A 7,083-nucleotide genomic window follows, 5' to 3' on the forward strand; every position below is an offset into this window, starting at 1 on the left:
TTAAACCTCGTCCACGGACTGGCCTTTCAGCGCGACGCGGACAGATTTGTCCATGCGGCGAGCAGCAAAGTCCTGGGTTTGTTTATCAACGTTTTTAATGGCTTCTTCTATTGCGTCAGCGTCATTGCCCTGGGCGACCACGCTTAAGTGCGCAGCAGCCTCGTCAATCACCTGACGCTCAGCGGCGCTTAACAGCGCGGCATCGGCAGCGAGCGCGCCGTTCAGGCTTTCCAGCACGCGTGCGGCTTCCACTTTTTGTTCGGCCAGCATACGCGCCTTCACATCCTGCTCGGCGTAACTCATTGAGTCCTGAATCATGGAGGCGATTTCGCCATCGGTCAGGCCGTAGGACGGCTTCACCTGAATGGACGATTCGACACCAGTCGATTTTTCCATCGCCGTGACGCTCAGCAGGCCGTCCGCATCCACCTGGAAGGTGACGCGAATATGCGCCCCGCCCGCAGGCAGCGCCGGAATGCCCCGCAGCGCAAAGCGCGCCAGCGAGCGGCAGTCCTGCACCAGTTCGCGTTCGCCCTGCATCACGTGAATGGACATGGCCGTCTGACCGTCTTTAAAGGTAGTGAACTCCTGCGCACGTGCCACCGGAATGGTGGTGTTGCGCGGAATGACTTTCTCCACCAGTCCGCCCATGGTCTCTAAACCCAGCGACAGCGGGATAACGTCCAGCAGCAGCATTTCACTGTCCGGCTTGTTGCCGACCAGAATATCCGCCTGAATCGCCGCGCCCACGGCAACCACTTTGTCCGGGTCAATGGAGGTCAGCGGCGTGCGGCCAAAAAATTCGCCTACACGCTCACGCACCAGCGGTACGCGGGTGGAACCACCCACCATGACCACTTCCAGCACTTCATCCGCCTCAACGCCGGCATCTTTCAGCGCACGACGGCAGGCTAACAGCGTGCGTTTCACCAGGGGGGCGATCAGATCGTTAAACTGTTCACGGGCGATCTCACCCTGCCAGCCCGCCACGTTCACACTGACTGACTCAGCATCGCTTAGCGCAATTTTGGCCTCGATGGCCGCATCCAGCAGTTCACGCTGTACGCGGGCATCGCTGCGATCGCTGATACCCGCCTGCTCGCGAATGTAATCCGCCAGCAGATGGTCAAAGTCATCGCCGCCCAGCGCGGAGTCCCCGCCGGTCGCCAGCACTTCAAACACCCCACGGCTTAAGCGCAGGATCGAGATATCAAAGGTGCCGCCGCCGAGATCGTAAACCGCAATCACCCCTTCCTGACCGGAGTCGAGGCCGTAGGCAATCGCTGCCGCCGTCGGTTCGTTCAGCAGGCGCAGCACGTGCAGGCCCGCCAGACGCGCGGCGTCTTTGGTGCCCTGACGCTGTGCGTCATCAAAGTAGGCCGGAACGGTAATCACCACACCGTCTAAATCGCCGCCGAGCGTTGCCGTCGCACGCTCCGCCAACGCCTTAAGGATGTCAGCGGATACGCGAATTGGGTTCAGCAGCCCGGCCGCAGTCGCAATCATCGGCAGGCCGTTTTCACTGGCCTGCAGCTGATACGGCAGATGCGGGTAACGGGTCTGAATATCGGCCAGCGAGCGGCCCATCATCCGCTTAACGGAGCTGATGGTATTCGCCGGATCGCGCGCGGCGTTAGCGCGGGCATCAAAGCCCACCGCGTGGCCCTGCTGCTGGTAGTGGACCACGGAAGGCAGCAGATGGCGGCCCTGCTCGTCAGCCAGCGTCTCCGCCTGGCCGCTACGCACGGTTGCCACGAGGGAATTGGTGGTGCCGAGATCAATACCCACCGCCAGACGACGCTGGTGCGGTGCGGCACTTAAGCCAGGCTCACTAATTTGTAATAAGGCCATAATTGCTTCCGAAATTAAAAATCGAGCAGCTTTTCTTCGAGTTGTTCAGCACTGCTTCGCAGTTTATCGAGAAAACGGAGTTTGCGCACAGTGTCTGCCGCCACGTCCCAGGTCTCGTTGTTCAGTTGCGCCACCATCTGCTGATGGCGGGTATCAAACATGCCCTTCACGCGCGTGATGAACCCTTCCAGACGCGCTTCGTCTTTGGCCTGTTCAATCTCATCCAGCTCTTCGCGAAGCGTAAGCTGTTCCATCAGAAACGCCGTGTCGCGTACGGTGTGTTGTTCGCTCGCCAGATCAAAGCCGTGGAGCGAAAGCAGATATTCTGCACGCGCCAGCGGATGGCGCAGCGTCTGCCAGGCCTGGTTGATGGTCGCGGATTGCGACACCGCAGCCAGTTGTTCAGCCTGAGTACCGCTGGCGAATTTGTCCGGATGATACTGACGCTGCAGGTCCTGAAAACGGATCGTCAGCGCCTGGAGATCAATCGGGTATTGAGCGGGTAAACCGAAGAGAGTGAAGTAATCCATAACAATCTCAGGGGTAGCCTGTTAGAACAAACCCCACGCGTAGCAAATAAAGCCACGGTGGGGTTTCGGATGACGCGCGATTAAACGTGGAAGCTTTCGCCGCAACCACACTCGTCTTTGACGTTCGGGTTCGTGAATTTGAACCCTTCGTTCAGGCCTTCTTTTACAAAGTCCAGCTGAGTGCCGTTGAGGAATTGCAGGCTTTTGCCATCGACCACCACCTTCACGCCCTTGTCTTCAAACACAGTGTCATCGGACGCTGGTTCGTCAACAAACTCCAGTACGTAAGCCATACCAGAACAGCCGGAGGTACGTACGCCCAGTCGCAGGCCAAAGCCTTTACCACGGTTCGCCAGAAAAGAGCTTACTCGCGCGGCAGCGCTGTCGCTAAGGGTAATCGACATACTCAAACCTCAATTATTTTGCTTCACGTTTGCTTTTGTAATCCGCAATGGCGGCTTTGATCGCGTCTTCTGCCAGGATAGAACAGTGAATTTTCACCGGCGGCAGTTCGAGTTCTTCAGCAATATCCGTGTTCTTGATTGCCTGTGCCTCGTCCAGAGACTTGCCCTTCACCCACTCGGTGACCAGGGAGCTGGACGCGATAGCAGAACCGCAGCCGTAGGTCTTGAAGCGCGCGTCTTCAATGATACCTTCATTGTTGACTTTAATCTGCAACTTCATCACATCGCCACAAGCTGGCGCGCCAACCATACCGCTTCCTACGCTCTCGTCGCTGTTGTCAAAAGAGCCAACGTTGCGCGGGTTCTCGTAATGATCGATAACTTTTTCGCTGTATGCCATGATTGAATTCTCCTTATGTACCGATTAGTGATGTGACCATTCAATGCTGTTCAGATCCACGCCCTGCTTGAACATTTCCCACAGTGGAGAAAGGTCACGCAGACGGCCGATGGAGTTGCGAACCAGCTTGATGGTGTAGTCAATCTCTTCTTCGGTAGTGAAACGACCTAAAGAGAAACGGATAGAGCTGTGTGCCAGCTCGTCAGTCATACCCAACGCGCGCAGCACGTAGGATGGCTCCAGGCTTGCAGACGTACAGGCAGAACCGGAAGAGACCGCCAGGTCTTTCAGCGCCATGATCAGCGATTCGCCTTCAACATAGTTGAAGCTCACGTTGAGGATGTTGGGTGCGCCCTGCTCGAGATCGCCGTTCAGATACACTTCTTCCATATCTTTCACGCCGTCCCACAGACGGTTACGCAGCGTGCGCAGGCGTGCCATCTCGGTTTCCATCTCTTCTTTCGCAATGCGGTAAGCTTCGCCCATGCCCACGATCTGGTGAACAGGCAGCGTACCGGAACGCATGCCGCGCTCATGACCGCCACCGTGCATTTGCGCTTCAATGCGGATACGTGGCTTACGACGAACGTACAGCGCGCCAATGCCTTTCGGGCCATAGATTTTGTGGCCGGAGAAGGACATCAGGTCGACTTTCAGCTGGCTCAGGTCGATAGGCAGTTTGCCCACGCTCTGAGTCGCATCAACGTGATAGATGATGCCGCGCGCACGGCACATTTCGCCGATGGTCGCGATATCCTGCACCACGCCGATTTCGTTGTTTACATGCATGATGGAAACCAGGATGGTGTCATCACGCATCGCCGCTTCGAGCTCTTTCAGGTCAATAATACCGTTGCTCTGTGGCGCCAGGTAAGTGACTTCAAAGCCTTCACGCTCGAGCTGACGGCAGGTGTCCAGCACGGCTTTATGTTCGGTTTTGCTGGTGATGATGTGCTTGCCTTTTTTCTGATAAAAGTTGGCTGCACCTTTGATCGCCAGGTTGTCGGATTCGGTCGCACCGGAGGTGAACACAATCTCACGCGGGTCGGCACCCACCAGGTCAGCAATCTGATTACGGGCGATATCCACCGCCTCTTCAGCATGCCAGCCAAAACGGTGTGAACGGGAAGCTGGGTTACCAAAGTTTCCGTCCAGGGTCAGACACTGCATCATTTTCTCGGCAACACGCGGGTCCACCGGCGTGGTTGCGGAGTAGTCGAGATAAATCGGTAATTTCATTGCTCTATAAACTCCGTACATCGCTTCAATGCAAGGAATCAGGCAACCGGCTGGATGTACGACCGAGTACACGGGGCAGCTTCGCCCCGGCCTGATTCTGAAATACTTATCTTTTTATTACGCGCGTAATTTAACGTCGATAGCGTCCTGCGCGCGGGTGCTGCGTTGAGATTCCTGGCTGTGCTGACGGCCCGATACATCCAGAACTTCCTGGTTATTCACCAGTTCACCGAGGGTGATGTTGTTCAGGAAGCCGGTCAGGCGGTCGCTCAGATCGCGCCACAGCGCGTGGGTCAGGCACTTATCGCCGCCCTGGCAGCCACCTTTACCCTGGCAACGGGTCGCGTCAACGGATTCGTCAACCGCACTAATGACTTCGCCAACCGCAATACTGCCCGCGTCTTTACCCAGCAGATAACCGCCGCCTGGGCCACGAACGCTGGAAACCAGTCCATTTTTACGCAGTCTGGAGAACAGCTGTTCCAGATAAGAGAGGGAGATCCCTTGTCGTTCAGAAATATCAGCCAACGGAACCGGGCCCGCTTCGGAGTTGAGCGCAACGTCCAGCATCGCGGTTACGGCATAACGCCCTTTAGATGTCAGTCTCATGTCTTACTTAACCTCAAACTCGCCCCTGCCCGGGGTTTTTTATAGTAAAATGGGGTATTGCATAGCAGGGCCAAGTCTGACATTCCTGACTAAATTGGTCAACTATTTACTTGACTGTTTTAGTCAGGTATTTAACCTTCCGTGCCGTATTCTTTTGCCCGGCGGCGCTGCGCTTGCACGGGCCTACGGGTTTTGTAGGCCGGGTAAGCGCAGCGCCACCCGGCGAACAGACGACACTACTCTTTATTCTTCTGCTCAATCGACGCCAGAATCCCACGCAGGATGTTCAGCTCCTGGCTTTCCGGACGCGCACGGGTGAACAGACGACGCAGCTTATTCATCACCTGCCCCGGATGGCCTTCGCGGATAAAACCGGTAGAGAGCAGCGTCTGCTCCAGGTGACCATAGAAGCGCTCCAGATCGTCCACCAGCGGATAGGCGGTCTCTTCTTTCGGTTCTGCCACTTTCTCCTGGGTCGCCAGCCAGGCCATCCGCACTTCGTAGGCAATGACCTGTACCGCCATCGCCAGGTTCAGCGAGCTGTATTCCGGGTTCGCCGCAATTGCGACGTGGTAATGGCACTTCTGCAGTTCGTCATTGGTCAGGCCGACGCGCTCACGCCCAAACACCAGCGCCACAGGCGCCTGTTCCGCTTCTGAGACACTTTTCAGGCCGCATTCGCGCGGGTCGAGCATTGGCCACGGCAGCGTACGGGAACGCGCGCTGGTACCGACGACCAGACTGCAACCCGCCAGCGCTTCGTCCAGGGTATCAACAATTTGCGCGTTGCCAATCACGTCGCTGGCACCGGCGGCCAGTGCGATGGCCTGAGAGTCCGGTTTCACCAGCGGATTAACCAGCCACAGATTCGTTAAGCCCATGGTTTTCATAGCGCGGGCAACGGAGCCCATATTGCCGGTATGCGATGTTTCGACCAGCACGATTCGAATGTTTTGCAGCATAGTTTTGGATGTCTGAATTCAGTGTCTAAAGAATATTCGGGCATATTATCATAAACGAGAGACATATTCCGATCCCGCTGCTATACTCTGCGCCGATTTTCCTGTTCTTTAACATCCAGTGAGAGAGACCGATGCATCCGATGCTGACCATCGCCGTGCGCGCAGCGCGCAAGGCGGGTAATGTAATTGCCAAACACTACGAAACGCCAGACTCCGTAGAAACCAGCCAGAAAGGCAGCAATGATTTCGTGACTAACGTCGATAAAGCCGCAGAAGCGATTATTATCGAAACGATCCGCAAATCTTACCCACAGCACACCATCATCACCGAAGAAAGCGGTGAACATGAAGGTACCGATCAGGATGTTCAATGGGTTATCGATCCACTGGATGGCACCACCAACTTCGTTAAACGCCTGCCACACTTCTCTGTGTCTATCGCAGTACGCATTAAAGGCCGTACTGAAGTTGCCGTTGTTTATGATCCAATGCGTAACGAACTGTTCACCGCTACCCGCGGTCAGGGCGCGCAGCTGAACGGTTACCGTCTGCGCTGCAGCAATGCACGCGATCTGGACGGCACCATTCTGGCGACCGGTTTCCCGTTCAAGGCGAAACAGCACGCAACCACCTACATGAATATCCTCGGCAAACTGTTCACCGAATGCGCGGACTTCCGTCGCACCGGCTCTGCCGCGCTGGATCTGGCCTACGTGGCGACCGGCCGCGTTGACGGTTACTTCGAACTGGCGCTGAAGCCGTGGGACTTTGCTGCGGGCGAGCTGATCGCGCGTGAAGCAGGCGCACTGGTATGCGATTTCACCGGCGGCCATAACTATATGTCTACCGGCAACATCGTTGCAGGTAACCCACGCGTTGTTAAAGCCATGCTGGCAAACATGCGTGATGAACTGAGCGATGCGCTGAAGCGTTAATCCCGGTAATTCCCTCTCCCTGTGGGCTGAGGGTTCCCCAGAAAAATGAAAAGCACGATGAAGTGTGATCTACTGGTTGCGCTAACAAATCAGAAGAGACCTCATCGTGCCTTTACAGACAGTCTGCCAGAAATTTTTCTCCGCGTCTTTACC

The 7,083-nt window shown here is 56.1% G+C and carries 8 protein-coding genes; 1 reads left to right on the forward strand and 7 read right to left on the reverse strand.

The window, feature by feature from the left end:
• From hscA to trmJ, 7 genes are all read right to left on the reverse strand, one after another.
• Entirely contained in the window at positions 1 to 1,851 is a 1,851-nt protein-coding gene (gene hscA, locus APU11_RS09480; protein ID WP_013098292.1) for a Fe-S protein assembly chaperone HscA, read from the reverse strand.
• A 14-nt stretch (positions 1,852 to 1,865) separates the two neighbouring features.
• A complete protein-coding gene (hscB, locus tag APU11_RS09485; protein ID WP_020690034.1) occupies positions 1,866 to 2,381 on the reverse strand; it encodes a co-chaperone HscB in 516 nt (171 codons plus the stop codon).
• Between the two features lie 80 nt (positions 2,382 to 2,461).
• The gene (iscA, locus tag APU11_RS09490; RefSeq protein WP_003860659.1) at positions 2,462 to 2,785 is read right to left on the reverse strand and encodes an iron-sulfur cluster assembly protein IscA; all 324 of its coding nucleotides are present in this window, start codon (positions 2,783 to 2,785) and stop codon (positions 2,462 to 2,464) included.
• Between the two features lie 13 nt (positions 2,786 to 2,798).
• The gene (gene iscU / locus APU11_RS09495) at positions 2,799 to 3,185 is read right to left on the reverse strand and encodes a Fe-S cluster assembly scaffold IscU (RefSeq protein ID WP_003860661.1); all 387 of its coding nucleotides are present in this window, start codon (positions 3,183 to 3,185) and stop codon (positions 2,799 to 2,801) included.
• A gap of 24 nt (positions 3,186 to 3,209) precedes the next feature.
• Entirely contained in the window at positions 3,210 to 4,424 is a 1,215-nt protein-coding gene (gene iscS / locus APU11_RS09500; RefSeq protein WP_003860663.1) for a cysteine desulfurase, read from the reverse strand.
• A 117-nt stretch (positions 4,425 to 4,541) separates the two neighbouring features.
• Positions 4,542 to 5,033: a Fe-S cluster assembly transcriptional regulator IscR gene (gene iscR, locus APU11_RS09505; protein ID WP_013098294.1), complete on the reverse strand. Its 492-nt coding sequence runs from the start codon at positions 5,031 to 5,033 to the stop codon at positions 4,542 to 4,544.
• A gap of 236 nt (positions 5,034 to 5,269) precedes the next feature.
• The gene (gene trmJ / locus APU11_RS09510) at positions 5,270 to 5,995 is read right to left on the reverse strand and encodes a tRNA (cytosine(32)/uridine(32)-2'-O)-methyltransferase TrmJ (protein ID WP_013098295.1); all 726 of its coding nucleotides are present in this window, start codon (positions 5,993 to 5,995) and stop codon (positions 5,270 to 5,272) included.
• A gap of 131 nt (positions 5,996 to 6,126) precedes the next feature.
• On the opposite strand from trmJ, the gene suhB reads away from it, so the two are divergent.
• Positions 6,127 to 6,930 carry an inositol-1-monophosphatase gene (suhB, locus tag APU11_RS09515; protein WP_013098296.1) on the forward strand — a complete coding sequence of 268 codons (804 nt, stop codon included), beginning with the start codon at positions 6,127 to 6,129 and terminating at the stop codon, positions 6,928 to 6,930.
• Positions 6,931 to 7,083: the final 153 nt, after the last annotated feature.

This window comes from Enterobacter sp. 50793107 (assembly GCF_001463365.1).
Taxonomy (GTDB): Bacteria; Pseudomonadota; Gammaproteobacteria; order Enterobacterales; family Enterobacteriaceae; genus Enterobacter; species Enterobacter cloacae.